28 protein-coding genes are annotated in these 25380 nt (G+C 70.2%); 9 read left to right on the forward strand and 19 right to left on the reverse strand.

Features of this window, described 5'->3' with window-relative positions; genetic code table 11:
* Positions 1–35 precede the first annotated feature (35 nt).
* Genes ACAG26_RS22195 through ACAG26_RS22205 form a run of 3 tightly spaced genes read left to right on the forward strand, consistent with a single transcriptional unit; the run spans position 36 to position 1735 of the window.
* Complete coding sequence (locus tag ACAG26_RS22195; RefSeq protein WP_370485232.1) at positions 36–305, forward strand: hypothetical protein; 270 nt, start codon at positions 36–38, stop codon at positions 303–305.
* A 46-nt stretch (positions 306–351) separates the two neighbouring features.
* The gene (locus tag ACAG26_RS22200) at positions 352–1149 is read left to right on the forward strand and encodes an ABC transporter ATP-binding protein (RefSeq protein ID WP_370485233.1); all 798 of its coding nucleotides are present in this window, start codon (positions 352–354) and stop codon (positions 1147–1149) included.
* Positions 1150–1171: 22 nt separating this feature from the next.
* Complete coding sequence (locus ACAG26_RS22205) at positions 1172–1735, forward strand: ester cyclase (protein WP_370485234.1); 564 nt, start codon at positions 1172–1174, stop codon at positions 1733–1735.
* On the opposite strand, the gene hisI is transcribed toward ACAG26_RS22205, so the two are convergent.
* From hisI to hisD, 8 genes are read right to left on the reverse strand one after another with little or no spacing between them, the layout of a single operon-like run.
* Positions 1732–2079, reverse strand: a complete 348-nt coding sequence (hisI, locus tag ACAG26_RS22210) for a phosphoribosyl-AMP cyclohydrolase (RefSeq protein WP_370485235.1) — start codon at positions 2077–2079, stop codon at positions 1732–1734. The genes ACAG26_RS22205 and hisI overlap by 4 nt on opposite strands.
* Entirely contained in the window at positions 2076–2858 is a 783-nt protein-coding gene (gene hisF, locus ACAG26_RS22215) for an imidazole glycerol phosphate synthase subunit HisF (protein WP_370485236.1), read from the reverse strand. The genes hisI and hisF overlap by 4 nt, the downstream gene beginning before the upstream one ends.
* 1 nt (position 2859) lies before the next feature.
* The gene (locus ACAG26_RS22220) at positions 2860–3669 is read right to left on the reverse strand and encodes an inositol monophosphatase (RefSeq protein ID WP_370485267.1); all 810 of its coding nucleotides are present in this window, start codon (positions 3667–3669) and stop codon (positions 2860–2862) included.
* A 12-nt stretch (positions 3670–3681) separates the two neighbouring features.
* Positions 3682–4416, reverse strand: a complete 735-nt coding sequence (gene priA, locus ACAG26_RS22225; RefSeq protein ID WP_370485237.1) for a bifunctional 1-(5-phosphoribosyl)-5-((5-phosphoribosylamino)methylideneamino)imidazole-4-carboxamide isomerase/phosphoribosylanthranilate isomerase PriA — start codon at positions 4414–4416, stop codon at positions 3682–3684.
* A gap of 16 nt (positions 4417–4432) precedes the next feature.
* A complete protein-coding gene (gene hisH, locus ACAG26_RS22230; RefSeq protein ID WP_370485238.1) occupies positions 4433–5053 on the reverse strand; it encodes an imidazole glycerol phosphate synthase subunit HisH in 621 nt (206 codons plus the stop codon).
* Positions 5050–5664 (reverse strand): imidazoleglycerol-phosphate dehydratase HisB, encoded by a 615-nt coding sequence (gene hisB / locus ACAG26_RS22235; RefSeq protein ID WP_370485239.1) that lies wholly within the window; start codon positions 5662–5664, stop codon positions 5050–5052. The genes hisH and hisB overlap by 4 nt, the downstream gene beginning before the upstream one ends.
* The gene (locus ACAG26_RS22240) at positions 5661–6794 is read right to left on the reverse strand and encodes a histidinol-phosphate transaminase (protein WP_370485240.1); all 1134 of its coding nucleotides are present in this window, start codon (positions 6792–6794) and stop codon (positions 5661–5663) included. The genes hisB and ACAG26_RS22240 overlap by 4 nt, the downstream gene beginning before the upstream one ends.
* On the reverse strand, positions 6791–8134 hold the full coding sequence (hisD, locus tag ACAG26_RS22245) for a histidinol dehydrogenase (protein WP_370485241.1): 1344 nt from the start codon (positions 8132–8134) through the stop codon (positions 6791–6793). Before hisD ends, ACAG26_RS22240 begins: the two co-directional genes overlap by 4 nt.
* A gap of 78 nt (positions 8135–8212) precedes the next feature.
* On the opposite strand from hisD, the gene ACAG26_RS22250 reads away from it, so the two are divergent.
* On the forward strand, positions 8213–8623 hold the full coding sequence (locus ACAG26_RS22250) for a nitroreductase family deazaflavin-dependent oxidoreductase (protein WP_370485242.1): 411 nt from the start codon (positions 8213–8215) through the stop codon (positions 8621–8623).
* Positions 8624–8723: 100 nt separating this feature from the next.
* On the opposite strand, the gene nadC is transcribed toward ACAG26_RS22250, so the two are convergent.
* Genes nadC through nadA form a run of 3 tightly spaced genes read right to left on the reverse strand, consistent with a single transcriptional unit; the run spans position 8724 to position 12204 of the window.
* Entirely contained in the window at positions 8724–9581 is an 858-nt protein-coding gene (gene nadC / locus ACAG26_RS22255; RefSeq protein ID WP_370485268.1) for a carboxylating nicotinate-nucleotide diphosphorylase, read from the reverse strand.
* 11 nt (positions 9582–9592) lie between these two features.
* Positions 9593–11155, reverse strand: a complete 1563-nt coding sequence (locus ACAG26_RS22260) for an L-aspartate oxidase (RefSeq protein ID WP_370485243.1) — start codon at positions 11153–11155, stop codon at positions 9593–9595.
* Complete coding sequence (nadA, locus tag ACAG26_RS22265; RefSeq protein WP_370485244.1) at positions 11155–12204, reverse strand: quinolinate synthase NadA; 1050 nt, start codon at positions 12202–12204, stop codon at positions 11155–11157. Before nadA ends, ACAG26_RS22260 begins: the two co-directional genes overlap by 1 nt.
* Before the next feature lie 45 nt (positions 12205–12249).
* Here nadA and ACAG26_RS22270 point away from each other — a divergent pair, with 45 nt between their 5' ends.
* Entirely contained in the window at positions 12250–12978 is a 729-nt protein-coding gene (locus ACAG26_RS22270) for an NUDIX domain-containing protein (protein ID WP_370485245.1), read from the forward strand.
* Between the two features lie 126 nt (positions 12979–13104).
* Entirely contained in the window at positions 13105–14442 is a 1338-nt protein-coding gene (locus ACAG26_RS22275; protein WP_370485246.1) for a lipase family protein, read from the forward strand.
* Here the strand turns inward: ACAG26_RS22275 and ACAG26_RS22280 are convergent.
* The 3 genes from ACAG26_RS22280 to bioB form a co-directional block, all read right to left on the reverse strand.
* Complete coding sequence (locus ACAG26_RS22280; RefSeq protein ID WP_370485269.1) at positions 14408–15073, reverse strand: DUF2567 domain-containing protein; 666 nt, start codon at positions 15071–15073, stop codon at positions 14408–14410. The genes ACAG26_RS22275 and ACAG26_RS22280 overlap by 35 nt on opposite strands.
* 171 nt (positions 15074–15244) lie before the next feature.
* The gene (locus tag ACAG26_RS22285; RefSeq protein ID WP_370485270.1) at positions 15245–15484 is read right to left on the reverse strand and encodes a hypothetical protein; all 240 of its coding nucleotides are present in this window, start codon (positions 15482–15484) and stop codon (positions 15245–15247) included.
* A 5-nt stretch (positions 15485–15489) separates the two neighbouring features.
* Positions 15490–16527 carry a biotin synthase BioB gene (gene bioB / locus ACAG26_RS22290; protein ID WP_370485247.1) on the reverse strand — a complete coding sequence of 346 codons (1038 nt, stop codon included), beginning with the start codon at positions 16525–16527 and terminating at the stop codon, positions 15490–15492.
* A gap of 55 nt (positions 16528–16582) precedes the next feature.
* Between bioB and ACAG26_RS22295 the strand changes: the two genes are divergently transcribed.
* Entirely contained in the window at positions 16583–17161 is a 579-nt protein-coding gene (locus ACAG26_RS22295; protein ID WP_370485248.1) for a TetR/AcrR family transcriptional regulator, read from the forward strand.
* Here ACAG26_RS22295 and ACAG26_RS22300 read toward each other — a convergent pair.
* From ACAG26_RS22300 to ACAG26_RS22315, 4 genes are read right to left on the reverse strand one after another with little or no spacing between them, the layout of a single operon-like run.
* Entirely contained in the window at positions 17154–17663 is a 510-nt protein-coding gene (locus ACAG26_RS22300) for a 2'-5' RNA ligase family protein (RefSeq protein ID WP_370485249.1), read from the reverse strand. The two genes, ACAG26_RS22295 and ACAG26_RS22300, sit on opposite strands and share 8 nt — an antisense overlap.
* Complete coding sequence (bioD, locus tag ACAG26_RS22305) at positions 17663–18343, reverse strand: dethiobiotin synthase (protein WP_370485250.1); 681 nt, start codon at positions 18341–18343, stop codon at positions 17663–17665. Before bioD ends, ACAG26_RS22300 begins: the two co-directional genes overlap by 1 nt.
* Entirely contained in the window at positions 18340–19488 is a 1149-nt protein-coding gene (locus ACAG26_RS22310; protein WP_370485251.1) for an 8-amino-7-oxononanoate synthase, read from the reverse strand. Before ACAG26_RS22310 ends, bioD begins: the two co-directional genes overlap by 4 nt.
* A 32-nt stretch (positions 19489–19520) precedes the next feature.
* Positions 19521–20837, reverse strand: a complete 1317-nt coding sequence (locus ACAG26_RS22315) for an adenosylmethionine--8-amino-7-oxononanoate transaminase (protein WP_370485252.1) — start codon at positions 20835–20837, stop codon at positions 19521–19523.
* A gap of 148 nt (positions 20838–20985) precedes the next feature.
* On the opposite strand from ACAG26_RS22315, the gene ripD reads away from it, so the two are divergent.
* Complete coding sequence (gene ripD / locus ACAG26_RS22320) at positions 20986–21648, forward strand: NlpC/P60 family peptidoglycan-binding protein RipD (RefSeq protein ID WP_370485253.1); 663 nt, start codon at positions 20986–20988, stop codon at positions 21646–21648.
* 54 nt (positions 21649–21702) lie between these two features.
* Here the strand turns inward: ripD and ACAG26_RS22325 are convergent, their stop codons facing one another.
* Positions 21703–22689 carry a hypothetical protein gene (locus ACAG26_RS22325; RefSeq protein ID WP_370485254.1) on the reverse strand — a complete coding sequence of 329 codons (987 nt, stop codon included), beginning with the start codon at positions 22687–22689 and terminating at the stop codon, positions 21703–21705.
* 483 nt (positions 22690–23172) lie between these two features.
* Here ACAG26_RS22325 and ACAG26_RS22330 point away from each other — a divergent pair, with 483 nt between their 5' ends.
* Complete coding sequence (locus ACAG26_RS22330) at positions 23173–25332, forward strand: acyltransferase family protein (RefSeq protein WP_370485255.1); 2160 nt, start codon at positions 23173–23175, stop codon at positions 25330–25332.
* Positions 25333–25380: the final 48 nt, after the last annotated feature.

Below are 25380 nucleotides of genomic sequence, written 5' to 3' on the forward strand. Positions count from 1 at the left end.
GCCAGCGTCTACCCGCTCTCATTATCATGAGTGACGTGAGTGATCCCTATGGTGGCGAGCTGGCAGCGAAGCTGTATAAGCGGTACGCCGCTGACGGTGACGAGATCACTGACAGGCTCATGATTGAGGATCACGTGGTGCCACTGATCGGCTTCCTATTCACTGGGTTGGAACGCCGCGACCTACAACCCGAAGAGGTGGCCGAGGCCATCGAGTTGGCGCGGGAGGGCAAGCTGCTCAAGTCCAGTGCGTGGCTGCTGGAGCACCTGCTCGCATACCAGAAGGATGTGCTGCGCGTCGCGTAAAAGCGTGGACAGCAAGCCTCGCCCAGCCCGCAAAGGAGTGCTCCACGTGACGCCCGTCTTGGAACTCGCCGACGTGACGTTTCGCCGCGACGGCAAACAGATCATCGACGGCATTTCGCTGACCGTCCACGCCGGTGAGCACTGGGCGCTGCTCGGACCCAACGGCGCCGGCAAGAGCACCTTGCTGGGTTTCTGCGCGGCCGTCACCTTCCCCACCTCGGGCACCGTGCACGTGCTCGGCGAACAAATGGGCCGAGTCGAGCTGGCGCGGCTGCGCCGGTCCATCGGCCACGTCAACCCGCGCCATCGCCTGCAATACCCGCTGACCGTGCGGGAGGTGGTGCTCACCGGCATCACCGCCACCATCGACATCCCGCTGCACTGGACGCCCACCCCCGACGAGGTGCGCCGCGCCGACGCGATGATCGACACGGTCGGTTTGTCCCGCAAGGCCGACGACATCTGGCCCACCCTGTCGCAGGGCGAACGCGGCCGCACCCTGATCGCACGGGCACTGATTTCGGATCCGCGCCTGCTGCTGCTCGACGAGCCCACCACCGGACTGGATGTGGCCGCCCGCGAGCAACTGCTGGAGACCATCGACTCGCTGGACGAAACCCACCCCGAGGTGGCGTCCATCCTGGTCACCCATCACCTCGAGGAGTTGCCAACCACCACCACGCACGCGTTGCTGATCGCCGACGGCCGCACCGTCGCCAGCGGCCCCGCCCGGGACACCGTCACCACCGACACCGTGACGGCGGCGTTCGCCCACCCCATTGAGGTCGGTTACCGGGACGGCCGGTGGACCGCACGCACCAAGGCCACCCGGATCGACCTGTGAGTCCGTCGGGTAGGGGCAGATAATGGTCGGCCGCTTCGCCATACCACCCGTCGACGTGCTGCGCGCCCGGGAGAAACTCGTCCTCGATCACTTCCGCGACGAGGTGCGTCAGAACTGGGACGACGTGCTGGCCACCTTCCCGCATCCGCATTACGAGATCATTCCCACCCTCACCGTCCACGACGGCGACGCCGAAGTCCGCCGCTACTACCACGACACGCGCGTCGCCTTTCCCGACCAGGACCACGAGATCATCGCGCTGCGGCACAGTGCCGACGCTGTGATCGTCGAGTTCTGGCTTCTGGGCACCCATTTGGGCCCACTGGGCGGTATACCGGCCACCGGTTCCCGGCATCGCACCCGGATGACGGCGTATTTCGTCTTCGACGAGAACGAGAACCTGGTCGCCGAACGGATCTACTTCGACACGCTGTCGATGCTCAAGCAGCTCGTCAGCGGCGTGAACCTGCGCGACCCACGCAGCTGGCCGCTGGTCATCCGGGCACTACGCGGCCTGCTGGCGATGTCGGGCAACCCCGATCCCCGACTCACCGGCGCGCCGTCCACCGACCTGTCGAGCGGTTAATCCTCCGGGCCCAGCAACTGATCGGCGTCAAAGCAGCTGTGGTCCCCGGTGTGACAGGCCCCGCCGACCTGGTCGACCTCCAGCAGCACGGCGTCGCCGTCGCAGTCCAGCCGCACCGAGTGCACCTGCTGGGTGTGCCCGGAGGTGGCGCCCTTGATCCACTGTTCACCGCGGGATCGGGAGAAATAGGTGGCCTCCCGGGTGGCCAGGGTGCGGGCCAGCGCGTCGTCGTCCATCCACGCCACCATCAGCACGTCGCCGCTACCGCGTTCTTGCACGACGGCGGTGAACAAGCCGTCCGCGTTGCGTTTCAGCCGCGCCGCGATCTCGGGGTCGAGGCTCATCGCACCACGATCCCCTCGGCCGCCATCGCCGCCTTCACCTCACCGATGGACAGTTCCCGGAAGTGAAACACGCTGGCCGCCAACACCGCATCGGCGCCGGCCTGCACGGCGGGCGCGAAATGCTCGACCGCCCCGGCGCCGCCGCTGGCGATCACCGGCAGGTTGACCGCGGCCCGCACCGCCCGCAGCATCGGCAGGTCGAAACCGGCCTTGGTGCCGTCGGCGTCCATCGAGTTGAGCAGGATCTCCCCCACCCCGAGTTCGGCGCCGCGCACCGCCCATTCGACCGCGTCGATGCCGGTGCCGCGCCGCCCGCCGTGGGTGGTGACCTCCCAGCCCGACGGGGTGGGTGACGACCCGTCCGGCACGGTGCGGGCGTCCACCGATAACACGATGCACTGCGAGCCGAACTGCCGCGCCAGCTCGCCCAGCAGCTCCGGGCGGGCGATGGCGGCGGTGTTCACCGACACCTTGTCGGCCCCGGCGCGCAACAGCACGTCGACGTCGTCGACCGAGCGCACCCCGCCGCCCACGGTGAGCGGGATGAACACCTGCTCGGCGGTGTGCCGCACCACCTCCAGCATGGTGTCGCGGCCCGACGAGGAGGCGGTGACATCCAGGAAGGTCAGTTCGTCGGCGCCCTCGGCGTCGTAGGCGGCGGCCAGTTCGACCGGATCACCCGCGTCGCGCAGGTTCTCGAAGTTCACGCCCTTGACCACCCGGCCGGCGTCGACGTCCAGGCACGGGATCACCCGCACCGCAACATCTGTGGCGTTCATCTCAGTAGTCCTCCGGTCGCCCGGTGCTGTGCAGGATGTCGAGGATCTGCGGGTGCACACCGGGTGCTGCGGCCAGCGCCGAGCGTGACGCGCTGGTCCACGGGTCGCCGGACAGGTCGGTGACGATGCCGCCGGCGGCCCGCACCAGCGCCACGCCCGCCGCGTGGTCCCAGATGTGGTCGCCGAAACTGATGGCGCCGCCCAGGATTCCGTCCGCCACGTAGGCCAGGTCGACGCCGGTGGCGCCGTGCATGCGGATGCGGGAGGACACCCGGGACAGGTTCTCCAGCACGCTGAGCCGATACCGGCCGGGAAACCGCCCCCGCGAGTCCACGTTGAAGGTGCCGACACCGATGATCGCGTCGGCCAAATCGGCGGGCTCCAGCGGCGGCTGCGCCACCCCGTTGCTCAGCAGCGGACCACCCGCCACGGCGGTGTAGCGCTGGTCGGTGAACGGCAGCCAGGTCAGGCCGGCGACCGGTTCCCCGTCGCGCAGCAACCCCAACAGGATCGCCGCGATCGGGGACCCGGCGGCGTAGTTGAAGGTGCCGTCGATCGGGTCGAGCACCCACACCCACGGTGAATCGATCGGCGGACCGCCGAACTCCTCGCCGTGCACCTCGATGCCGGTCCCGGCGACCAGGGCGTCGACCACCTGCCGCTCGATCGCTAGGTCGACCTCGGTGGCGAAGTCGTTGCCCTTTTTGCGCACCGCCGAATCCGCGCGGTGCCCGGCCACGAACGGCTTGGCGGCGGCGTCGAGGATCGCCGAAGCCTCGGTGAGCAGCGCCTGCAGGTCGGCGGAGTCCAGCGCCACGTGGCCCTACTCCCGCACCGCGGCCAGCGCTTGCGGCAACGTGAACCGGCCCGCGTAGAGGGCTTTGCCCACGATGGCGCCCTCGACCCCGGCATCGGTCAAGGTGGCGATGGCCCGCAGATCGTCCAGGCTGGACACGCCCCCGGACGCGATCACCGGCGCGTCGGTGCATTCGGCGACCTGCTCGAGCAGGTCCAGGTTGGGGCCGGTCAGGGTGCCGTCCTTGGTGACGTCGGTGACCACGAACCGTGAACACCCTTCGGCGTCAAGGCGTTCCAGCACCTGCCACAGGTCGCCGCCGTCGGTTTCCCAACCCCGCCCGCGCAGCCGATGTTCGTCGCCGACGATCTGCACGTCCAGGCCGACGGCGACCTTATCCCCGTGCTCGGCGATCGCCCGGGCGCACCACTGCGGGTTCTCCAGCGCCGCGGTGCCGACGTTGACCCGGGCGCACCCGGTGGCCAGCGCCGCGGTCAGCGATTCGTCGTCGCGGATCCCGCCGGACAACTCGACGGCCACGTCGAGCCGCCCGACGACCTCGGCCAACAGTTCACGGTTGGAGCCGCGGCCAAACGCGGCGTCCAGGTCGACCAGGTGAATCCAGTCGGCACCGTCGCGCTGCCAGGCCAGGGCGGCCTCTAACGCCGAACCGTATTCGGTTTCGCTGCCCGCCTTACCTTGGACCAGGCGCACAGCACGACCGTCGACCACGTCGACTGCGGGAAGAAGTATCAACGACACGTGCACAGACCCTAACTCACAGGCCGTCGACCCAGTTGGCCAGCAGCGTCGCGCCGGCATCCCCGCTCTTTTCGGGATGGAACTGGGTGGCGGCCAGCGGGCCGTCCTCCACCGCCGCCAAGAACGGCACCTGGTGGCGCGCCCAGGTCAGCAGCGCCTCGGGGCGGCCCTCCCAGCGCTGTGCGGCGTAGGAGTGCACGAAGTAGAACCGGGTGTCGGCGTCCAGGCCGCGGAACAACCGGCTGCCGGGCGCGGCGGCCACCACGTTCCAGCCCATGTGCGGGATCACCGGGGCGTCCAGGCGGGTCACCGCGCCGGGCCACTGGCCGCACCCGGTGGATTCGACCCCGAATTCCACGCCGCGGGCAAACAGGATCTGCATGCCGACACACACGCCGAGCACCGGGCGCCCGGCCAGCACCCGCTCGGCGACGATCTTGTCGCCGTTGATGCCGCGCAGCCCGGCCATACAGGCCTCGAACGCACCCACCCCGGGCACCACCAGCCCGTCGGCGGCCGCCGCGGCGTCGGCGTCGGCGGTCACTGTGACCGCGGCACCGACCCGCTGCAACGCCCGCTGGGCCGACCGCAGATTGCCCGAACCGTAGTCCAACACCACCACCGATTTCGCTGTCACAGCGAGCCTTTGGTGGAGGGCACGCCCGACACCCGTGGGTCGGGTTCGACGGCTTGACGCAGCGCCCGGGCGACCGCCTTGTACTGGGCTTCGGTGATGTGGTGCGGGTCGCGTCCGTAGAGCACCCGCACGTGCAACGCGATGCGGGCGTTGGAGGCCAGCGTCTCGAACACGTGCCGGTTGATGACGGTGTGATAGGGCACCTGGGAGCCGGCGATCGTGGTGTGCCGCAGATGATCCGGTTCACCGGTATGCACACAGTAGGGACGCCCGGACACGTCGACGGCGGCGTGGGCCAACGTCTCGTCCATCGGGATGAACGCGTCCCCGAAGCGGCGGATGCCCTTCTTGTCGCCGAGCGCCTCATGGAGCGCTTGACCGAGCACGATCGCGGTGTCCTCGACGGTGTGGTGCGCCTCGATCTCGACGTCGCCGGTGGCGCGCACGGTCAGGTCGAAGCTGGCGTGGCTGCCCAGCGCGGTGAGCATGTGGTCATAGAACGGGACCCCGGTGTCGACGTGCACGACACCGGTGCCGTCCAGGTCGAGTTCGACGACGATGTCGGACTCTTTAGTGGCGCGTTCCACCCGGGCGCGACGGCTACCGGTCATGATGCTCCTAGCGGCTGGGCGAGTTCGGTGGCCACCAACCCTGCGCTGGCGGCCAGCAGCGCGTCGTTTTCCTCGGGCAACCCGATGGTGGTGCGCAGGTAGCCCGGGATCCCGACGTCGCGGATGAGCACCCCGGCATCCAGGTAGCGCTGCCAGGTCGCCGGCGCGTCGGCGAACCGGCCGAACAGCACGAAGTTCGCGTCGCTGGGGATGACCCGAAACCCCAGGGCATCCAGTTCTTTACAGACCCGGTCCCGTTCGGCGACCAGGTGCGCCACGCTACCCAGGGTGTCGTCGGCGTGGCGCAGCGCAGCACGGGCCGCGGCCTGGGTGATGCACGACAGGTGATACGGCAGCCGCACCAACAGCATGGCGTCGATCACCGCGGGGGCGGCGACCAGGTAGCCCAGCCGGCCGCCGGCGAACGCGAACGCCTTACTCATGGTCCGGCTGACGATCAGTTTGGTGGGGTACTCGGCGATCAGCGAGATCGCGGACGGCTGCGAGGAGAATTCGCCGTACGCCTCGTCCAGGATCACGATGCCCGGCGCGGCATCGAGCAAGGGTCGCAGCTCGTCGAGCGAAACACTTTGCCCGGACGGGTTATTGGGGCTGGCCACGAACACCACATCGGGCCGGTGCTCGGTGATAGCGGCCACGGCGACGGCCGTGTCCAGCCGGAAATCCTCGGCCCGGCTGGCGACCAACCATCGGGTCTGCGTGCCGTCGGCGATGATCGGGTGCATCGAATACGACGGCACGAACCCGATCGCGCTGCGGCCCGGCCCGCCGAACGCCTGCAGCAGCTGCAGCAGGATCTCGTTGGAGCCGTTGGCCGCCCACAGATTCTCCACGCCGACGTGCACCCCGGTCTGGGCGCTGAGGTAGGCGGCCAAATCGGTGCGCAGCGCCACGGCGTCGCGGTCGGGGTAGCGGTGCAGCTCGGCGGCCGCGGCGCGCACCGAGCGCGCGACGTCGTCGATGAGCGCCGGGGTCGGCGGATACGGATTCTCGTTGGTGTTCAACCGCACCGGAACTACCAGCTGCGGTGCCCCGTACGGGGATTTGCCGCGCAGGTCGTCGCGCAGCGGCAGATCCGCCAGCGTCACATCCTGGCCCGGTGTGTTCACTGCTCAAACCTCCGCCGTACTGCCTCCCCGTGCGCGGGCAGGTCTTCCGCCGTGGCCAGGGTGATCACGTGCCCGGTCACGTCCTTGAGGGCCGCCTCGGTGTATTCCACGACGTGGGTGCCGCGCAGAAAGGTCTGCACCGACAAGCCGCTGGAGTGCCGCGCCGAGCCCGCGGTCGGCAGCACATGGTTGGAACCGGCGCAGTAGTCGCCCAAGCTGACCGGTGACCAGGGACCGACGAAAATTGCGCCCGCACTGCGGATCCGGGCCGCGACCGCGGCGGCGTCGACGGTCTGGATCTCCAGGTGTTCGGCGGCGTAGGCGTTGACCGCCCGCACGCCGGCGTCCAGATCGTCGACCAGCACCATTGCCGTCTGACGCCCGCCCAGCGCGGCGGTCACCCGCTCGCGGTGCACGGTGGTGGCCAGCTGAGCGGCCAGGGCGCGCTCGGTGGCGTCGGCCAACTCGACGCTGGGGGTCACCAGCACGCTGGCGGCCATCTCGTCGTGTTCGGCCTGGCTAATCAAATCGGCGGCGACATGCGCGGGGTCGGCGCTGTGGTCGGCGAGGATGGCGATCTCGGTGGGCCCGGCCTCGGCGTCGATACCCACCCGGGAGCGGCACAGCCGTTTGGCGGCGGTGACGTAGATGTTGCCCGGGCCGGTGATCATGTCGACCGGCGCCAGTTCGGTGCGGTCGGTGTCGGTGCCGCCGTAGGCCAGCAGCGCCACCGCCTGCGCGCCGCCGACCGCCCAGACCTCGTCGACACCCAACAGCGCCGCGGCGGCCAGAATGGTCGGGTGCGGCAGGCCGCCGAATTGCGCTTGCGGCGGGCTGGCCACCACCAGCGAGTCGACGCCCGCGGTCTGCGCCGGTACCACGTTCATCACCACGCTGGACGGGTAGACCGCGTTGCCGCCGGGCACATACAGGCCCACCCGCTCGACCGGCACCCAGCGCTCGGTCACCGTGGCGCCGGGCCCCAGGGTGGTGGTGGTGTCGATGCGACGCTGGTCGGCGTGCACCGCGCGGGCCCGGGCGATGGCGACCTGCAGCGCCGCCCGCACGTCGGGGTCCAGCTGGGTCAGGGCCGACTCGAGGGCCGCGGTCGGCACCCGGACGGTGTCGGGCCGCACCCCGTCGAAGGACTCGCCGTAGTCCAGGGCCGCCGCCGCTCCCCGCTCGGCGACCGCGTCGACGATGGGCCGCACGTTCGGTAGCACCGCCTCCACGTCGACACCACCGCGCGGCAACACCGCCCGCAGTGCCGCCGCGGTCAGTGCGGCACCGCGCAGATCGATGCGGGCCATGAGCGGCGAATTGGTGGTCACGTCGACCATTGTCCCAGAGCAGCTCAACTGGATTTCGCCGCGCACCGATACAGTGATGTGACACCCACCTCTGCGATCGGAGTTGTCATGGCCACACCCGATAAACCCGACAACGTCGCGAGTCTGCCGCGGATCTTCCCGCCCTGGCTGGACCGGTGGCAGATGAAGTACATGAACCCGGTGGTGAAACCGCTGGCGCGGTATCTGCCCGGCGCGTCGATCATCAAACACCGAGGTCGCAAGTCCGGAAAGCCGTACGAGACGGTGGTCACCACCTACCGCAAGGGCAACGTGCTGGCGATCGCGCTCGGCCACGGCAAGACGGATTGGGTGAAAAACGTGCTGGCCGCAGGGGAGGCCGACGTGCACCTGTTCCGCAGCGACGTGCACCTCACCAACCCGCGCATCCTGCCGGCCGGCACCGACGGCGAGGGCCTGCCGTGGTTGGCCCGGGTGCAGGGCCGCCGGCTCGGGGTTTTCGTCGCCGACATCACCTGACGGGGATGGCGACCCGCCGAGATCGACTCCAGCGCGGAAAACTCCGAGTAGGGGTCACGGCAGCGTCGATCTCGGCGCACAAAAGCGAGAAGTCGGTGCCTTACATGTCCAGGCCGATGTCGAGCACCCGCACCGAATGGGTGAGCGCCCCGACGGCCAGGTAGTCGACGCCGGTTCCGGCGTAGGCTGCCGCGGTCTCCAGCGTTAACCCGCCCGAGGATTCCAGCTGGGTGGCCGGGGAGCGCGCGGCGCGGCGCTGCACCGCGATCTGGGTTTGCCACACCGGGAAGTTGTCCAACAGCACCAGCTGCGGGTTCTCGGCGAGCACCGCGTCGAGCTGTTCGAGGGAATCGACCTCCACCTCGCACGGCAGATCGGGGGCCGCCGCGCGGACCGCGCGCAGCGCCGCGACCACCGAGCCGGCCGCGGCCACATGGTTGTCCTTGATCAGGGCAGCGTCGCCCAGCCCCATCCGGTGGTTGACCCCGCCGCCGACCCGCACGGCGTATTTCTGCAGCGCCCGCAGCCCGGGCAGCGTCTTGCGGGTGTCGCGGATCTTGGCGGTGGTGCCGTGCACGGCCTCCACCCAGGCCGCGGTGGCGGTGGCGATGCCGGACAGGTGACACACCAGGTTCAGCAGGGTCCGCTCGGCGGTCAGCAGGCCCAGCGTCAGGGCCTCCACCGCCAGCAGCGTGGCGCCCGACGGCAGCGACGTGCCGTCGTCGACGCGGTCCAGCACCCGGTAGCCGTCGGCGCCGAGCACCTCGTCGAGCACCAGCAGCGCGACGTCGACCCCGGCGATCACCCCGGGTTCGCGGGTCACCAGCGCCGCGGTGGCCATTGCGCCGTCGGGCACGGTCGCCAAGGTGGTGATGTCCGGGCCGTAGCGCAGGTCCTCGTCCAGGGCGCGGGCGATGACCGCGCGGGCCTCGGCCAGCTCGGTGTCGGACAAGGTGATACCGGCGCGGGTCATGCCGGCACCGGCGCCTCGACCCGCACCGCGCCGTCCTCGAGGCGGACCAGGGTGCCGCGCGCGTGGCCGGCCTCCGGGTCCGGGTAGTCGGCGCGGTGGTGACAGCCCCGGCTCTCGGTGCGGGCCAGCGCCGCCGCCGCGACCGCCCGGGCGGTGACGGTCAACGCGACGTCCTCGAAGTCGGTGCGGTTCAACACGGCGCGCGGCGTCGCCGTGGCCAGTGTCGCGGTGAGCCGGGCCAGCCCGTCGGCGTCGCGCACCACCGAGGCGTCCCGGGTCATGGCGCGGTGCAGGGTGTCGCGGGACAGCGCCGCGCCCGCCGCCGGCTCCGGCGGCACCGCCTGCGCGGGCCCGGCCGCGGTCGCGTGGTCGGCGGCGGCGCGACCGGCGCGAGCGCCCACCACCAGCCCCTCCAGCAGGCTGTTGGACGCCAACCGGTTGGCGCCGTGCATCCCGGTCCGCGCCACCTCACCCGCGGCGAACAGTCCCGGCAGCTCGGTGCGGCCGTCGACGTCGGTGAGGACCCCGCCGCAGCTGTAATGCGCGCCGGGCAGCACCGGGATGGGTTGCCGGACGGGATCGATACCGGCCGCTCGGCAGGCGGCGGTGACCGTCGGGAAACGGCGTTCGAACTCGGCGATCCCGCGGGCATCCAGGTAGACGCAGTCGTCGCCGGTCGCGCGTAGCCGGGCGTCGATCGCCGCCGCCACCACGTCGCGCGGCGCCAGATCGGCCATCGGATGCACCCCGGCCATCACCGAATCACCTTGGCGATCAACAAGTGTGGCGCCCTCGCCGCGAATCGCCTCGGTCACCAGGGGTCGTCGGCCGCCGGCGTGGCCGTCGAACAGCATGGTCGGGTGGAACTGGATGAATTCCAGGTCGCTGACCGCCACCCCGGCCCACAGCGCCAACGCGATCCCGTCGCCGGTGGAGCCGTCGGGATTGGTGGTCGCCCGGTAGAGGTGTCCCAGACCGCCGGTGGCCAGGATCACCGCCGGGGCGTGCAGCAGGCCCAGCCCCGCCGGGGTCGCCACCAGCACCCCGGTCACCGCGTCGTCGTGCAGCACCCGCAGCGCCGCGTGGCTGGTCCGGATGTCCAGCACCGCGGCCGCCTGGTCCAGCGCCCGCTGCACCTCGGCGCCGGTGGCGTCGCCGCCGGCGTGCACGATGCGGCGACGGGAATGTCCGCCCTCGCGGGTCAGCGCCCACCGGCCCGGTGTCGCTTCGTCGAATCGCGCTCCGGCGCCCACTAATTCGACCACCGCGCGGTGCCCGTCGGCGACGATCGAGGTCACCGCCTCGGGGTCGCAGAGGCCGGCCCCGGCGGCCAGGGTGTCGGCGACGTGGGCGTCGACCGAGTCGTCGGTGTCGGGCAACACCACCGCGATCCCGCCCTGCGCGTAATGGGTCGCGGTCACCCCGGCCGTCTGCGGCGCCTTGCTCAACACGACGACACGTTGCCCGCGCCGATGTGCGGCCAGCGCGGCGGCCAGACCGGCGACCCCGGTGCCGACGACGACGACGTCGGCGTGCTGCTCCCAGGCCGCGGCCGGCATCATTCGCCGCCGCCGGGCTGCCCGATCTTGATCATCTCCTGCACGCTGCGCCGCGCCGCGGCCGCGGTGTCCGGGTCGACGTGCACCTCGTCGGCGCCGTCCACCAGGCAGCGCAACAATGCCGCCGGGGTGATCATCTTCATGAACTTGCAGGCCGCCCGGTCGTTGACCGCCTGGAAGTCGACCTCGGGGGCGGCCCGACGCAGCTGGTAGAGCATGCCCACCTCGGTGGCGACCAGCACTTGCCGCGCCCGGGTGGCGCGGGCGGCGTCGAGCATGCCGCCGGTGGACAAGATCTTGACCCGATCCTCCGGGACCGCGCCTTCCCCGGCCAGGTACAGCGCCGAGGTCGCGCAGCCGCACTCCGGGTGCACGAACAGCTCGGCGTCGGGATGGGTGCGCGCCTGATCGGCCAGCTCGTCGCCGTTGATGCCGGCGTGCACATGGCATTCGCCGGCCCACACCTGCAGGTTTTCCCGCCCGGTCACCCGGCGGACATGCGCGCCGAGGAACTGGTCCGGGCAGAACAGCACCTCGCGATCGGGGTCGATGGAGGCGACCACGTCCACGGCATTCGACGAGGTGCAGCACACGTCGGTGAGCGCCTTGACCGCCGCGGTGGTGTTGACGTAGGACACCACCGCGGCGCCGGGGTGCTCGTCCTTCCAGGCCTGCAGGTCCTCCGGGGTGATCGAGTCGGCCAGCGAGCACCCGGCCCGCTGGTCGGGGATCAGCACGGTCTTGTCCGGGCTCAAAATCTTGGCGGTCTCGGCCATGAAGTGCACGCCGCAGAACACGATGGTGTCCTCGGGGGCTTCGGCGGCGATCCGCGACAGCGCCAGCGAATCGCCGACATGATCGGCGACATCTTGGATGGCCGGCAGCTGGTAGTTGTGTGCCAACACGGTGGCGTTGCGCGCCCGCGCCAGGCGGCGAATCTCGGCGGCCCACTGCTCATCGGCGTCCACCCCGGCGTAGCCGGTGGGCGTGTCGACGATGCGGGCGGCCAGGCCGTCCGCCGACGTCGCCGCGCGATCCAGGATCGTCATGGCGGTTCCTTTCGCCGGATAGGTTTTCGACTTACAATCGAAAACATGCTGTATGGTAGCACCGGCCACGAGGTGCTTGCCGTCGTGTTCCAGGTTCGGGGCCTGGAAGCGGACCCGGACGCCGACCCGGCAACGGCCGCCGAAACACCGAAACCCCAGCTCAACGTGCTGTTGTGGGAACGCGCCCAAGAACCGGAGCGGGGCGCGTGGGCGCTGCCCGGCGGGCGGTTGCGGGATGACGAAGATATGACGAGTTCGGTGCGTCGTCAGCTCGCCGAGAAGGTCGACCTGCGGGAACTGGCGCACCTTGAGCAGTTGGCGGTGTTCTCCGCCCCCGACCGGGTGCCCGGCACCCGGATGATCGCGACCACCTTTTTGGGCCTGGTGCCCTCCCCCGCCACCCCGGAATTGCCGCCGGACACCCGCTGGCATCCGGTGAACACGCTGCCGCCGATGGCGTTCGACCACGGCCCGATGGTGGCGCACGCCCGCACCCGGCTGGTCGCCAAGATGTCCTACACCAATATCGGATTCGGTTTGGCGCCACGAGAATTCGTGGTCTCGACGCTACGCGACATTTACGGCGCGGCGCTGGGCTATCAGGTCGACGCCACCAACCTGCAGCGGGTACTGGCCCGCCGCGGCGTCATCACCCGCACCGGCAACACCGCCCAGTCCGGCCGCAGCGGCGGCCGGCCCGCCGCGGTGTACCGGTTCACCGATTCGCAGTTGCGGGTCACCGACGAATTCGCCGCCCTGCGCCCACCGGTGTGATCGTGCGGCGAGCGTGCGCAGTTGTACGCCAGAGACCTGCAGAATTGGCATTCTGAGCACGCTCGCGGGTGAGGCGACGGCGAGTCGGATTGGATTCTTAACCCCCTCTTAAGCAAGAATGCCCGAATGGAGTTTGACGGCCTGGCGCGTGAACACGGTGTTGAGTGGATCGGCCAGGCTCCGCACGACGACCTGCAGCGCGGTGCGCATCCGCCGCAGCCGGACGACGACCCCTTCTACCTGCCCCCACCGGGCTTCCAGCACGCCGTCCCCGGCACCGTGCTGCGCTCCCGCGAGGTGGAGCTGGCGTTTCTCGGCGTCATCCCGCAGCCGTTCACCGCGACGCAACTGCTCTACCGGACCTGCGACCGCAACGGCGCGCCCGAGGCCACGGTGACGACGGTGCTGGTGCCGGCCGACCGCGACCGCAAACGGTCCTGTCCGCTGCTGTCCTACCAGTGCGCCATCGACGCCACCACCCGACGCTGCTTCCCGTCCTATGCGCTGCGGCGGCACGCCAAGGCGATCGGCTCATTTGCCCAGTTGGAGTTGGTGCTGATCGCTGCGGCACTGGCCGAGGGCTGGGCGGTGTCGATCCCCGATCACGAAGGACCCAACGGTGCCTGGGGCGCGCCCTACGAACCGGGCTACTGCGTGCTCGACGGGGTGCGCGCCGCGGTGAACACCGACCGCCTGGGCTTGGCCGCCGACGCGCCGGTGGGCCTGTGGGGTTACTCCGGCGGCGGACTGGCGACCGGGTGGGCGGCGGAGGTGGCGGCCGACTACGCCCCCGACCTCAATGTGGTCGGGGCGGTGCTCGGATCACCGGTCGGCGACCTGGGCCACACCTTCCGCCGGTTGAACGGCTCGTTCTTTTCCGGACTGCCCGCGATGATGGTCGCCGCGTTGGCGCACGTGTACCCCGACCTGGACCAGGTGATCGAAGAACACGCCACCAGCGAAGGACGCGACCTGCTGCACTCGCTGGAGACCATGACCACCGCCGGTGCGGTGATCCGGATGCGCCACAAGAGCATGGCGTCCTATGTCGACCAGCCGCTCGACGACATCCTGGACCTGCCGGCGGTGCAACACGTCTTCGAAGACACCAAGCTGGGAGCCAAGGTGCCGACCCCGCCGGTAATGATGGTCCAGGCCGTCTACGACGAGGTGATTTCCGTCGAGCACATCGACCACCTGGCCGACGCGTACGCCGACGGCGGTGCTGCCCTCACCTACCACCGGGACCGGCTCAGCGACCACCTGCTGCTGCACCCGCTGTCCGCCCCGATGGTGCTGCACTGGCTGCGTGACCGGTTCGCGGGTCGCCCGGTGGCCGACCACCCGGTGCGCACGTCGTGGCCGACGGTGCTGAACCCGACGACCTATGTCGGGATGGCGCGGCTTGGGGTGATCGCCGCCAAGGTCATCACGGGCGGTTTGCTGCACCGTTCTCGCGGCTGACCGCGCCGGTTGCGGCGGGCGCGGTCGCGGTCTCGACGAGCGGGTAGCTGCCCAGATCGTCGCGCGCGCTCGAGGCGGCCCCGAGCGCGTAAACCAGTGCCGCTGCCGCGGCCGGCAGCAGCAGGCTGGCGGCGACCTGCAGCGGAGTATGGCCGAAGAACACCGGCGGCGCCTCGGTGAAGTAGTGCACCCGGTGGTCCGGGGTCACCGGTGCACCGTCAACATCCACCACGCCGTAGCGCAGCCGCACCAGCACCGCCCCGACCGCCATCGCGGCGGCCGCGGCGGCCAGCAACCCGGCCGACAACGCCACCACCATTTCCGGTCCGCGGTGCGCACGCCACTGCCAGACCAGCGTGGCGGCCACCACCGCTACCACACCCACCAGGCCCAACATCAGGGCCGCCGCGACGAAGAAGTGGTCGGATTCGGGTCCCAGGTAGGCGTGCACCCGGTCGCCGTCGCGGGTCAGCGCCACCACGCCGTGGATCGGCGGCGCCAGCCACGACCACAACACTCCGACCGCTGCACCGACGATCGCCAAGCCGCCCAGCACCAGGGCGAGGGCCCGGGCCCGCGTCGTGCGCGGGGCGGCCTGCCGCTGTTGCTGCTGGCCGGCGCCGACGGTCATCGCCCCCTCAACCACACCCGCACACCTTCCCGTCGACCAGTCGCCCAAACCCTACCGGAGGCCGCCGCACCGCCCTGGTCGCAGTGACAGCCGCAGGCGAGGACTGCGCCGCCACCGCCACATGGGCCGCGCTCGCCGCAATCAAACGGGCAACCTCACGCGCGATCCCGCTCAACGCTGGGCGTCGAGCTCCGCCGAATCCACCAGCCCGTGCCGAGAACACTTGGCCCACCAGCCATCCGGGCGGACCTGCACCATCATGCGGCGACCGCACGCCGCGCAATACCGGGGCGGCTCCAAACCCAGCTGCGCGGCCGTCGGCACCGAGCCGCCGGCCGGATCTTCGGTTTTGGCACCCGTGTAGACGTTGTAGACACCGGCCCCGACCGGGGCGGGCAGGTCGGCGACCATCACCATCACAGGGTGGCGTTGAGCGCCTTGATCGGCATCTGCAGATCGTCGAGCAGCTCCAGGTCGGCCTCGGCGGGACGGCCCAGCGTGGTCAGGTAGTTGCCGACGATGACGGCGTTGATGCCGCCCAGAATGCCTTGCTTGGCACCCAGATCCCCCAGGGTGATTTCGCGGCCGCCGGCGAAGCGCAGCATGGTGCGCGGCAGCGCCAGCCGGAACGCGGCCACCGCGCGCAGCGCGTCGGCGGCCGGCAGCACCTCCAGGTCACCGAACGGGGTGCCCGGGCGCGGATTCAGGAAGTTCAGCGGCACCTCGTCCGGGTCGAGTTCGGCGAGGTCGGCGGCGAACTCCGCGCGCTGCTCCAGCGTCTCCCCCATGCCCAGGATGCCGCCGCAGCACACCTCCATCCCCGCCTCGCGCACCATCGACAGCGTGTCCCAGCGCTCTTCCCAGGTGTGGGTGGTGACGACGTTGGGGAAATGCGACCGGGCGGTCTCCAGGTTGTGGTTGTAGCGGTGCACGCCCATGGCCGACAGCTGGTCGACCTGGTCTTGGGTCAACATGCCCAGCGAGCAGGCGATCTGGATGTCGACCTCGTTGCGGATCGCCTCGATGCCGGCGGCGACCTGCGCGAGCAGCCGCTCATCGGGGCCGCGGACCGCGGCGACGATGCAGAATTCGGTGGCGCCGGTCTTGGCGGTCTGCTTGGCCGCCTCGACCAGGCTGGGAATGTCGAGCCAGGCGCTGCGCACCGGCGACGCGAACAGCCCGGACTGCGAACAGAAATGGCAGTCCTCCGGGCAACCACCGGTTTTCAGGCTGATGATGCCCTCGACCTCGACGTCGGGTCCGCACCAGCGCATCCGCACCTCGTGCGCCAGCGCCAGCAGCTCCTCGAGCCGCTCATCGGGCAGCTGCAGCACTGCCAGCACCTGGTCCCGGGTCAGTCCGGTGCCGTCCTCCAACACCTGCTGGCGGGCCACCGCCAAGATGTCGGTTTCCGCGTCGGTGCCGGTGCTGGGCCGAGTTGCCGCCTGAGTCACCAGAAACTCCCTTGCTGTGCGCTGACTTGAACGGTGTTCAGGTTAGGCTAGCGGAGTGCAACTGCACAAACGTGACGTGGTCGCTGCGGCCACCGCCCTCCTGGACAGCTACGGCATCGCCGATTTGACGATGCGTCGGCTGGCGCGCGAGCTCAATATCACCCCCGGCGCGCTGTACTGGCATTTCGCCAATAAGCAGCAGCTGCTCGGCGCGGTGGCCGATCGGGTGCTGGGCCCGGCCTGCGCCGATCCCGGCGCGGGTAGCTGGCGCTGGCGCATCGAGACGCTGTGCGCGCGGCTGCGGGATGCGCTGCTGTCGCACACCGACGGCGCCGAGCTGGTCTCGGCGAGCGTCGCGGCGGGCCAGTCGCAGGCCGCCGCAACGATTCTGGCGCGGCTGGCGGCCGCCGCCACCGACGCGGGGGTGCCGGCCGAGCACTCGGAGTTGGCCGCACGCACCGTCGTGTACTACGTGTTGGGCTTCACCGCCGACGAGCAGGCGCGGCTGCAGTGGGACGCCGCCGGCGCGGCGGAGATCGCACCGGCCACCGAACCGGGCCGCGATTTCGCGTTCGGGCTGCAGCTGCTGATCGACGGCCTGGCGGTGCAGGCCGGCCAGCTGACCGTCAGCTGATCTGATGCTCGGTGCGGGCGTTACCGTCCCAGCGGCGTAACCCGACGAAACGGCCGCTGATCTGGCTGGGTCGCCCGGCGATGCGCAGCGCCCGACCCAGCTGGGCCGGGCCCACCCGGCGGGCCAGCGTGACGTGTCCGGTCCACTGCCCGGGCAGCGTGTTGGCCATGGGTTCGGGGGCCGCATGGGGCGCGCACAGCCGGTGCACCTGCTGCTGGGCGGCCAAAAGCTCCACGGTGGGCACCACCAGCCGGGCCAACACCCCATGCGAGCGACCGAAGATCAGCGACGCGCCGAGGATGCAGGCCAGCGGCAGCCGCGCGCTCACCGCTGCCAGCAGCGCGTCGACCTGCGGATCGATCCGCTGGGCGACGGTCAAGGTGACGTGCGGGCGGCTGGCCGGGGCCTGGCTGGGGATCCCGGCGGCGGCCAGCTCATCCCAGATGCGCCGCACCGTCGCCTCGGTCTCGGCGTCGAAGAGCAGCTCAACCGAATGCACCATCAGCTCACCAGCGCGGCAACCCAGCTGTGGTCGAACGCATCCGCGCTGACCGCGGTGAACTGCGTGGCGTTTAGCGCCCCGGCCCCGGCCGGGAGCAGCGCGCGCAGCGGCGCTAGCCGCGCCAGCGCGTCCCGGTTGGAGGTGTGCACCGCATCGGGGTGGGCGGGCCAGCTGCCGAGCACCACCCCGGCGCAGCGCAGCCGGCGCGCGGCCAGCGCCTCCAACGTCAACGCGGTGTGGTTGAGGGTGCCCAGCTCCGCGGTGGTCACCACCAGCACCGGTGCCGCCAGGTCGACGGCCAGATCCCGCAGGGTGACGCCGTCGTCGGCCAGCTCGACCAGCAGCCCGCCGGCCCCTTCGACCAGTGTCAGCCGCCCCGGACGGTCCAGTTCGGTGATCACCCGCCGCACCTCGGCGCCGGTCGGCAGGCTCGCCCCGACCTGGTCGGCCGCGGCGACCGGGGCCATCGGCTGCGGGTAGCGCGCCACCCCGACCAACTCGGTGACCCCGGCTATGCGGGCCACCTCGGCGAGGTCGTCGTCCCCGTCGGCGGTGCCGGTCTGCACCGGTTTGCACACCGCCACATCCAGGCCGGCCTGCCGGGCGCAGCTGGCCAGCGCCGCGGTGGCGATCGTTTTGCCGACGCCGGTGCCGGTGCCGGTGACAACCAGGATGGTCATGACCTGCTGGCCGACAGCACGCCGGTCAGCACCCGGCGCGCCAGCTCCAATTCGTCGGCGTCCAACGAGGCGCGGGCGGTCAGCCGCAGCCGCGACGTCCCGGCCGGTACCGTCGGCGGCCGGAAGCAGCCCACCCGCACCCCGGCCTCCAGGCAGGCGGTCGCGGCGGCCACCGCCACCTCCGGATCGCCGAGGATCACCGACACCACCGCGGACTGCGGCACGTCGGGAACGTCGCAGATCGTCGCCAGCGTGCCGGCGTGCTGCAGCACCGCGTCGGCGCGCCACGGTTCGGCGGCCAGCACCCGCAGCGCGGCCCCCGCCGCACCGACCGCCGCCGGCGCCAACCCGGTGTCGAAGATGAAGGTTCGGGCGGCGTCGATGAGATGGTCGCGCACCGCGGTCGGCCCCAGCACCACACCGCCTTGGCTGCCCAGCGCCTTGGACAGCGTGGTCGTCATCACCACATCGGGCGCCCCGGCCAGCCCAACCTCGTGCAGCAGACCGCGCCCGCCGGCGCCGCGGACCCCGAGCCCGTGCGCCTCGTCGACCAGCAGCACGGCGCCGTGGCGACGGCACACCTCGTGCAGTTCCCGCAGCGGGGCCAGCGCTCCGTCGGCACTGAACACCGATTCGGTGACGACGACCGCGCGCTCTTCATCCCGCCCGGCCAGCGCCGCCGCGACCGCGTCGACGTCGCGGTGCGGCGTAATCGCCAGCCGCGCCCGGGACAGCCGGCAAGCGTCCACCAACGACGCGTGCGAGTAGCTGTCGGACACCACCAGCGCGCCCGGACCGGTCAGGCTGACCAGGGCGCCGATGTTGGCCGCATATCCCGAGGAGAACACCAAACCCGATGGCGCACCGACGAAGTCGGCCAACGCCTGCTCGAGTTCCTCATGCAGTTCGGTGTTGCCGGTCACCAGCCGGGAGCCGCCGGCGCCGGCCCCCCAGGTGTGCAGCGCCTCCACGCCGCCGGCGATGACCGCCGGATGTTGTGACAACCCGAGGTAGTCGTTGGACGCCAAGTCCAATTCGGTGGCCACGGCGGGCCGGGTCCTCAGCGTGCGCCGCAGCCCGGCCTGGCGGCGCTGCTGCTCCACCTCGGCCAGCCACGCCAGCGGAGAAAGACCCGTACGCGTCACCCGATGCTCCCTCGACCAGACTTGAACACCGTTTAGGTTACTGCACCGGCGACGGCGACCATTGCCGAGCCGAGCTGGGCGATCTCGTCGGGCGTGCAGATGTAGGGCGGCATGGCGTACACCAGGTTGCGGAATGGTCGCAGCCACACCCCGTGGTCCAACGCCACCGGGGTGGCCACGGCCAAATCGACCGGCTCGCGCAGTTCGATGACCCCGATCGCGCCGCGGACCCGCACGTCGGCCACCCCGGGCAGGGCGCGGGCCGGCTCCAGCGCGGCGGTCAACCCGGCGCCGATGTCGGCGACGGTTGAGCGCCAGTTTTGGCCCAGCAGCAGCTCGGTGCTGGCCACCGAGACCGCGCACGCCAACGGGTTGGCCATGAAGGTGGGCCCATGCATCAGGGCGCCGGCCTCACCGGAGCTGATGGTGTGCGCGATCTCGGTGCTGCATAGGGTGGCGGCCAGGGTGAGATAGCCCCCCGTCAACGCCTTGCCGACGCACATGATGTCCGGGCTGATGCCGGCATGGTCGGCGGCGAACAGCTCACCGGTGCGACCGAACCCGGTGGCGATCTCGTCGAAGACCAGCAGCACGTCGTGCCGATCGCACAGGGCGCGCAGGTCGCGCAGATACCGTGGGTCGTGGAAGCGCATGCCGCCGGCGCCCTGCACCACCGGTTCGACGACCACCGCGGCCAGCTCGGCGGCGTGGGCGGCCAGCTGGGCCTCGAACGCCGCGGTGTAGTCGGGGTCGTAGTCGCGCGGCACCTGCGGGGCGAAGATTTGGCGGGCCAGGATGTCGGTCCACAGCGAGTGCATGCCGCCGTCGGGATCGCAGATGCTCATCGGCATGAAGGTGTCGCCGTGGTAGCCACCCCGCCAGGTCATCAGCCGGTGCTTGCCCGGCGTGCCGCGCGCCCGCCAATACTGCAGCGCCATTTTCGTGGCCACCTCCACCGACACCGAGCCGGAGTCGGACAGGAACACGGTGTCCAACCCGGCGGGGGTGATCTGCACCAGCAGCTGCGCCAGCCGGGCGGCGGGTTCGTGGGTGAGACCGCCGAACATGACGTGGTTCATGGTGGCCAGCTGCGCCGTCACCGCCGCGTCCAGCACCGGGTGGCCGTGGCCGTGGATCGCGGTCCACCACGAGCTCATCCCGTCCAGCACCTCGATCGACCGGCCGTCACGGCTCAGCGTCAGCCAGGCGCCGCGGGCCGCCACCGCCACCACCGGGGCCACCGCCTCGGCGCCGATGGTGCTGTACGGGTGCCACAGATGGGCGGCGTCGATCGCGCTGATCTGCTCCGGGCTCAACCTGGGGGTCGCCTGGGGAGTCGCCGTGGCCACGGAGACCGAGCGTAGTGCCCCAGGTTGGATCACCAGTCGGTCACGGTCCGGCAAAGTTCCCCTCTCTACTCCGGTCGACCTCTATGCTGACGCCTCCCCATGTTGTAGAAGTGTCTCTAGTGACTGTTGTGAATGGAACGGAATCCCCATGAGACGCATCTACGCCGCCGCGATCGGCTTGGCACTGTCGGTGGCGACGCCCGGTCTCGCGAGCGCCGTTCCCGGCTCGCCGCCGGTCGGCAACCAGCAGGCCATTAACTATGTCCTCCAGCGCGCCCTATCCCAGCGTGGCGTGCCGTACGTCTACGGCGGCGGTAACGCGTCCGGGCCCACCAACGGCGTCCGGCAGGCGACATCCACCGTTCCGGGCACGACCGGCTTCCCCGGCACGGTCACCGCTCCCGGTGCCGCCCTGCCGCGGACCGGCACGGTCACCTCCCCCGGCGCTGGCACCTTCCCGGGCTCGGGTACCGCGGGAGTTCCGGGTGCCGGCGTTGCTCCGGGTACCGCCACCTCGCCGAGCAGCGGCGCGGTGGGATTCGACTCCTCGGGTCTGGTGCAGTACAGCTTCGCCGCGGCCGGGATCAAGATGCCGCGGACCTCCGGCGAGCAGTGCAACGTCGGTCAAAAAGTCGCGCCGGCACAGGCCCGCCCCGGCGACCTGATCTGCTTCGGGCCCGGCGGCAGCCAGAGCGTGGCGATCTACCTGGGCAACGGACAGATGATCGAGGCCACCGAGCCCGCGGTCACCGTCTCCGCCGCGCGCACCACCAACATGACCCCGTACCTGACCCGGATCATCAACGGGTAAGCGCCGCGTGGGCGTCCTCCCCAGCGCACGCCGCCGGGAAGGACGCCCGCCGCGTCACAGCCCGGTGAAGAAATCGAGCACCAGGCTCGGCAGATCGGCGATCATCGAGGCCGGCGCGAAGGCCGCCTCGGCTGACGATGCGCCCAGCGCCTGCGCGATCTCCTGCGGGAACTGAACCAGCAAATCGTAAAGAACACCGGAGCCTGCCACGCTTGCGCCCGAGGTGAGAAGCCCGGTGTAGTCAACGAATTCCGTCGAGTACCCGTTGAGGAGCGCGTCGGTGACCACGGCCGGCATATTGAGCAGGTCGGTGAACGCCGCCAACGGCTCCCCGGCACCGAATGCGTCGACGACCGACTGGGCGCTATCGGCCAGCGCCTGGGTGGTGCCGAACAGCACGCCCACCGGGGCGAGCAGCAGATTCAACCCGATCCCCGGCAGGGTGCCCAGCACATTGGTCAGGTTTTGCGCCATCTCCTCGGGTATCTGCAGGATGGTTTGCAGCGGAACGGCCACCGGCAGCAGCCCGAGCAGCAGGTCGCTGTTGAAGTTGGAGACCGCATCGCTGATGTCGCCGGACGCGATGCCGCTGAGCAGCGTCTGTAGCGCCTGAGGCAAGCCCTGGACCAGGAAGCCACCCAACGCGCTGGCAATGCTCTGCCCATTGGTGACCAGCGTGTCGGCAAATCCGAACTGGTTGTGCAGCACCTGGGTCAGGATCGGCACCGGGTCGGCCAGGATCTCCTGGCCGATCTGCGTAACGTTGGTGAATGCCCCGGAAAAAACATCCAGCCACTCGGTGACGGGGTTGGGCACCGCCGCGATCAGATCCGCGCCGGTGTCGGCGACGGCGGCACTGGTCAGCTCGATCGCGCGCTCCCGCATCCCCGCCACGGTCGGTGCCACCGGGTTGATGGCGATCAGGCTGGCACCCGCCACGGCGATCCCGGCGGCTAGATAGGGCCGCAACCGGGCGTTTGAGCGCGACGCACCACAGTCCACGACACCGTCGCCCGTTTCGAGATTAAGTGCAGATTGCACCGAACTTCTCCTTTGCTGTGAGAATGCTGTGACCCATGCCACACCAAGTGGTGCGAATATTACTTGAGAGTATGCTTAACGCAATAGAAATTCCGGAAAGTTGGACACGGCATCTGTTCGTCGGCTATGAACTGGGTTTTAGCCCCGATTGAGGCGGCTGTCGATGGTCGACTGCCTAGCGGTAGCCGTCCGTGTGCTGCCGTTCGCTTAGCAAGAATCTAATTAGGTGCGACCGTCGTCCTTTGCGCAGCTAATTTGCTGGCTCGGCCCGCCGAGGCTCCCGTCGGCTCATCGGCTGTGCGCACGCCGCACCGGGGCGCGGCCGATGCCGCGGGGCGCGACACCGCGCCGAGCCCTCCCCCGTTCGGGAGGCACCCCCAGTGAAAGTCCCTGATTTCCGGCCGAATCGGGGACTTTCACGTCTGCTCGGCGGTCATGGCGCTCCAGCGGCTGCCCGCAGATTAGGTAGATTGTCTGGCGATCATGATGACCCTCACCGCGCCCCGGCCGACGCGTGCGACCGTTCCGGCGCCCGCCCCCGACGCCGCGATGGGGACTCGGAAAAGCGGTTTTTACCGTCACGATCTCGACGGCCTGCGCGGTATCGCGATCGCCCTGGTCGCCATGTTTCACGTCTGGTTCGGCCGGGTCTCCGGCGGCGTCGACGTGTTTTTGGCCCTGTCCGGCTTCTTTTTTGGCGGCAAGCTCTTGCGTGCCGCGCTCAACCCGGCGTCGTCGCTGGCGCTGACACCGCAAATCACCCGACTGGTCCGCCGACTGCTGCCGGCGCTGGTCGTGGTGCTGGCCGCATCCGGGGTGCTCACCATCCTGGTGCAGCCGCAGACCCGCTGGGAGACGTTCGCCGACCAGAGCCTGGCCAGCCTGGGGTACTACCAGAACTGGGAACTGTCCCACACCGTGGCCGACTACCTGCGCGCCGGCGAGGCGGTCAGTCCGCTCCAGCACATCTGGTCGATGTCGGTGCAGGGTCAGTTCTACATCGCCTTCCTGGTGCTGGTTTTCGGCTTCGCCTACCTGTTTCGGCGGCCGCTCGGCGGCCGGCTGCGGATGGCGTTCGTGGCGTTGCTCACCGTGTTGACGGTGGCGTCGTTCGGGTACGCGATCGTCGCGCACCAGGCCGATCAGGCCCAGGCCTACTACAACAGCTTCGCCCGGGCCTGGGAGTTGCTGATCGGGGCGCTCGCCGGCGCGCTGGTCCCCTACATCCGCTGGCCGCTGTGGTTGCGCACCCTGATCGCCACGGTGGCGCTGGCGGCGATCCTGTCCTGCGGGGCACTGATCAACGGCGTCAAGGAGTTCCCCGGGCCCTGGACGCTGGTGCCGGTCGGGGCGACGGTCCTGTTCATCCTGGCCGGGGCCAACCGGCACGCCCACCCCAGCACCAGCGACCGGATGCCGCTGCCCAACCGGCTGTTGGCCGCGGCCCCGCTGATGACGTTGGGTGCCATGGCCTACTCGCTGTATTTGTGGCATTGGCCGCTGCTCATCTTCTGGTTGTCCTACACCGGCCACCGGCACGCCAACTTCCTCGAGGGAACCGCGATCCTGCTGGTCTCCGGTGTGCTGGCCTATCTGACCCTGCGCTTCGTCGAGGATCCGCTGCGGGCCACCGCGGCGCACCCGACGCCGAAGATTCCGTGGCGGGTGCGGTTGCGCCGGCCGACGATCGCGCTCGGCTCGACGGTGGTGCTGCTCGGGGTGGCGCTGACGGCGACGTCGTTCACCTGGCGTGAACACGTCACCGTGCAACGTGCTAACGGCAAGGAGCTGTCCGGGCTCAGCGCCCACGACTACCCCGGGGCGCGCGCGTTGGTCAAACACGCCCGGGTGCCCAAACTCCGGATGCGCCCCACCGTGCTGGAGGTCAAAAAGGACCTGCCGCCGTCGACCAAAGACGGATGCATCAGCGACTTCAAGAATCCGGCGATCATCAACTGCAGCTACGGCGACACCGACGCCACCCGCACCATCGCCTTGGCCGGTGGTTCGCACGCCGAACACTGGCTCACCGCGCTGGACCTGCTCGGCCGCATGCACCACTTCAAGGTGGTGACCTACCTCAAGATGGGCTGCCCGCTGTCCACCGAGGACGTGCCGCTGATCATGGGCAACAACGCCCCCTACCCGCAGTGCCACGACTGGGTGCAGCAAACGATGGCCAAGCTGGTCGCCGACCGGCCGGACTACGTGTTCACCACGTCGACGCGACCGTGGAACATCAAACCTGGCGACGTGATGCCGGCCAGCTACGTCGGGATCTGGCAGACGCTGTCCGACAACAACATCCCGGTGCTCGCCATGCGGGACACCCCGTGGCTGGTGCGGAACGGTGGGCCGTTTGAGCCCGCGGACTGCCTGGCCGACGGCGGCAACGCGGTGTCCTGCGGTATGAAGCGCGCCGAAGTGCTGTCCGACCACAACCCGACCCTCGACTTCGTCGGGCAGTTCCCGCTGCTCAAGCCGTTGGATATGTCCGACGCGTTGTGCCGTCACGAGATTTGTCGCGCGGTGGAGGGAAATGTGCTGATCTACCACGACTCTCATCACCTGTCGGCCACCTATGTGCGCACCATGTCCGGCGAGCTGGGCCGGCAGATCGCCGCGGCCACCGGCTGGTGGTGACATCTCGCTCGCTTTTCCCCGGGCCCGGATAAAGTCGACTCGTGTCGT

This window comes from Mycobacterium sp. pUA109 (genome assembly GCF_041287095.1).
Classification (GTDB): Bacteria; Actinomycetota; Actinomycetes; order Mycobacteriales; family Mycobacteriaceae; genus Mycobacterium.

What these genes read in the sequence shown, in the direction of transcription:
- ACAG26_RS22205 (WP_370485234.1), top strand. Translation starts at nt 1,172, where the DNA reads ATGGTCGGCCGCTTCGCCATACCACCCGTCGACGTGCTGCGCGCCCGG.
- hisI (WP_370485235.1), bottom strand. Translation starts at nt 2,079, where the DNA reads ATGAGCCTCGACCCCGAGATCGCGGCGCGGCTGAAACGCAACGCGGAC.
- hisF (WP_370485236.1), bottom strand. Translation starts at nt 2,858, where the DNA reads ATGAACGCCACAGATGTTGCGGTGCGGGTGATCCCGTGCCTGGACGTC.
- hisB (WP_370485239.1), bottom strand. Translation starts at nt 5,664, where the DNA reads ATGACCGGTAGCCGTCGCGCCCGGGTGGAACGCGCCACTAAAGAGTCC.
- hisD (WP_370485241.1), bottom strand. Translation starts at nt 8,134, where the DNA reads ATGGTCGACGTGACCACCAATTCGCCGCTCATGGCCCGCATCGATCTG.
- ACAG26_RS22250 (WP_370485242.1), top strand. Translation starts at nt 8,213, where the DNA reads ATGGCCACACCCGATAAACCCGACAACGTCGCGAGTCTGCCGCGGATC.
- ACAG26_RS22260 (WP_370485243.1), bottom strand. Translation starts at nt 11,155, where the DNA reads ATGCCGGCCGCGGCCTGGGAGCAGCACGCCGACGTCGTCGTCGTCGGC.
- nadA (WP_370485244.1), bottom strand. Translation starts at nt 12,204, where the DNA reads ATGACGATCCTGGATCGCGCGGCGACGTCGGCGGACGGCCTGGCCGCC.
- ACAG26_RS22270 (WP_370485245.1), top strand. Translation starts at nt 12,250, where the DNA reads ATGCTGTATGGTAGCACCGGCCACGAGGTGCTTGCCGTCGTGTTCCAG.
- ACAG26_RS22275 (WP_370485246.1), top strand. Translation starts at nt 13,105, where the DNA reads ATGGAGTTTGACGGCCTGGCGCGTGAACACGGTGTTGAGTGGATCGGC.
- ACAG26_RS22280 (WP_370485269.1), bottom strand. Translation starts at nt 15,073, where the DNA reads ATGACCGTCGGCGCCGGCCAGCAGCAACAGCGGCAGGCCGCCCCGCGC.
- ACAG26_RS22285 (WP_370485270.1), bottom strand. Translation starts at nt 15,484, where the DNA reads ATGGTCGCCGACCTGCCCGCCCCGGTCGGGGCCGGTGTCTACAACGTC.
- ACAG26_RS22300 (WP_370485249.1), bottom strand. Translation starts at nt 17,663, where the DNA reads ATGGTGCATTCGGTTGAGCTGCTCTTCGACGCCGAGACCGAGGCGACG.
- bioD (WP_370485250.1), bottom strand. Translation starts at nt 18,343, where the DNA reads ATGACCATCCTGGTTGTCACCGGCACCGGCACCGGCGTCGGCAAAACG.
- ripD (WP_370485253.1), top strand. Translation starts at nt 20,986, where the DNA reads ATGAGACGCATCTACGCCGCCGCGATCGGCTTGGCACTGTCGGTGGCG.
- ACAG26_RS22330 (WP_370485255.1), top strand. Translation starts at nt 23,173, where the DNA reads ATGATGACCCTCACCGCGCCCCGGCCGACGCGTGCGACCGTTCCGGCG.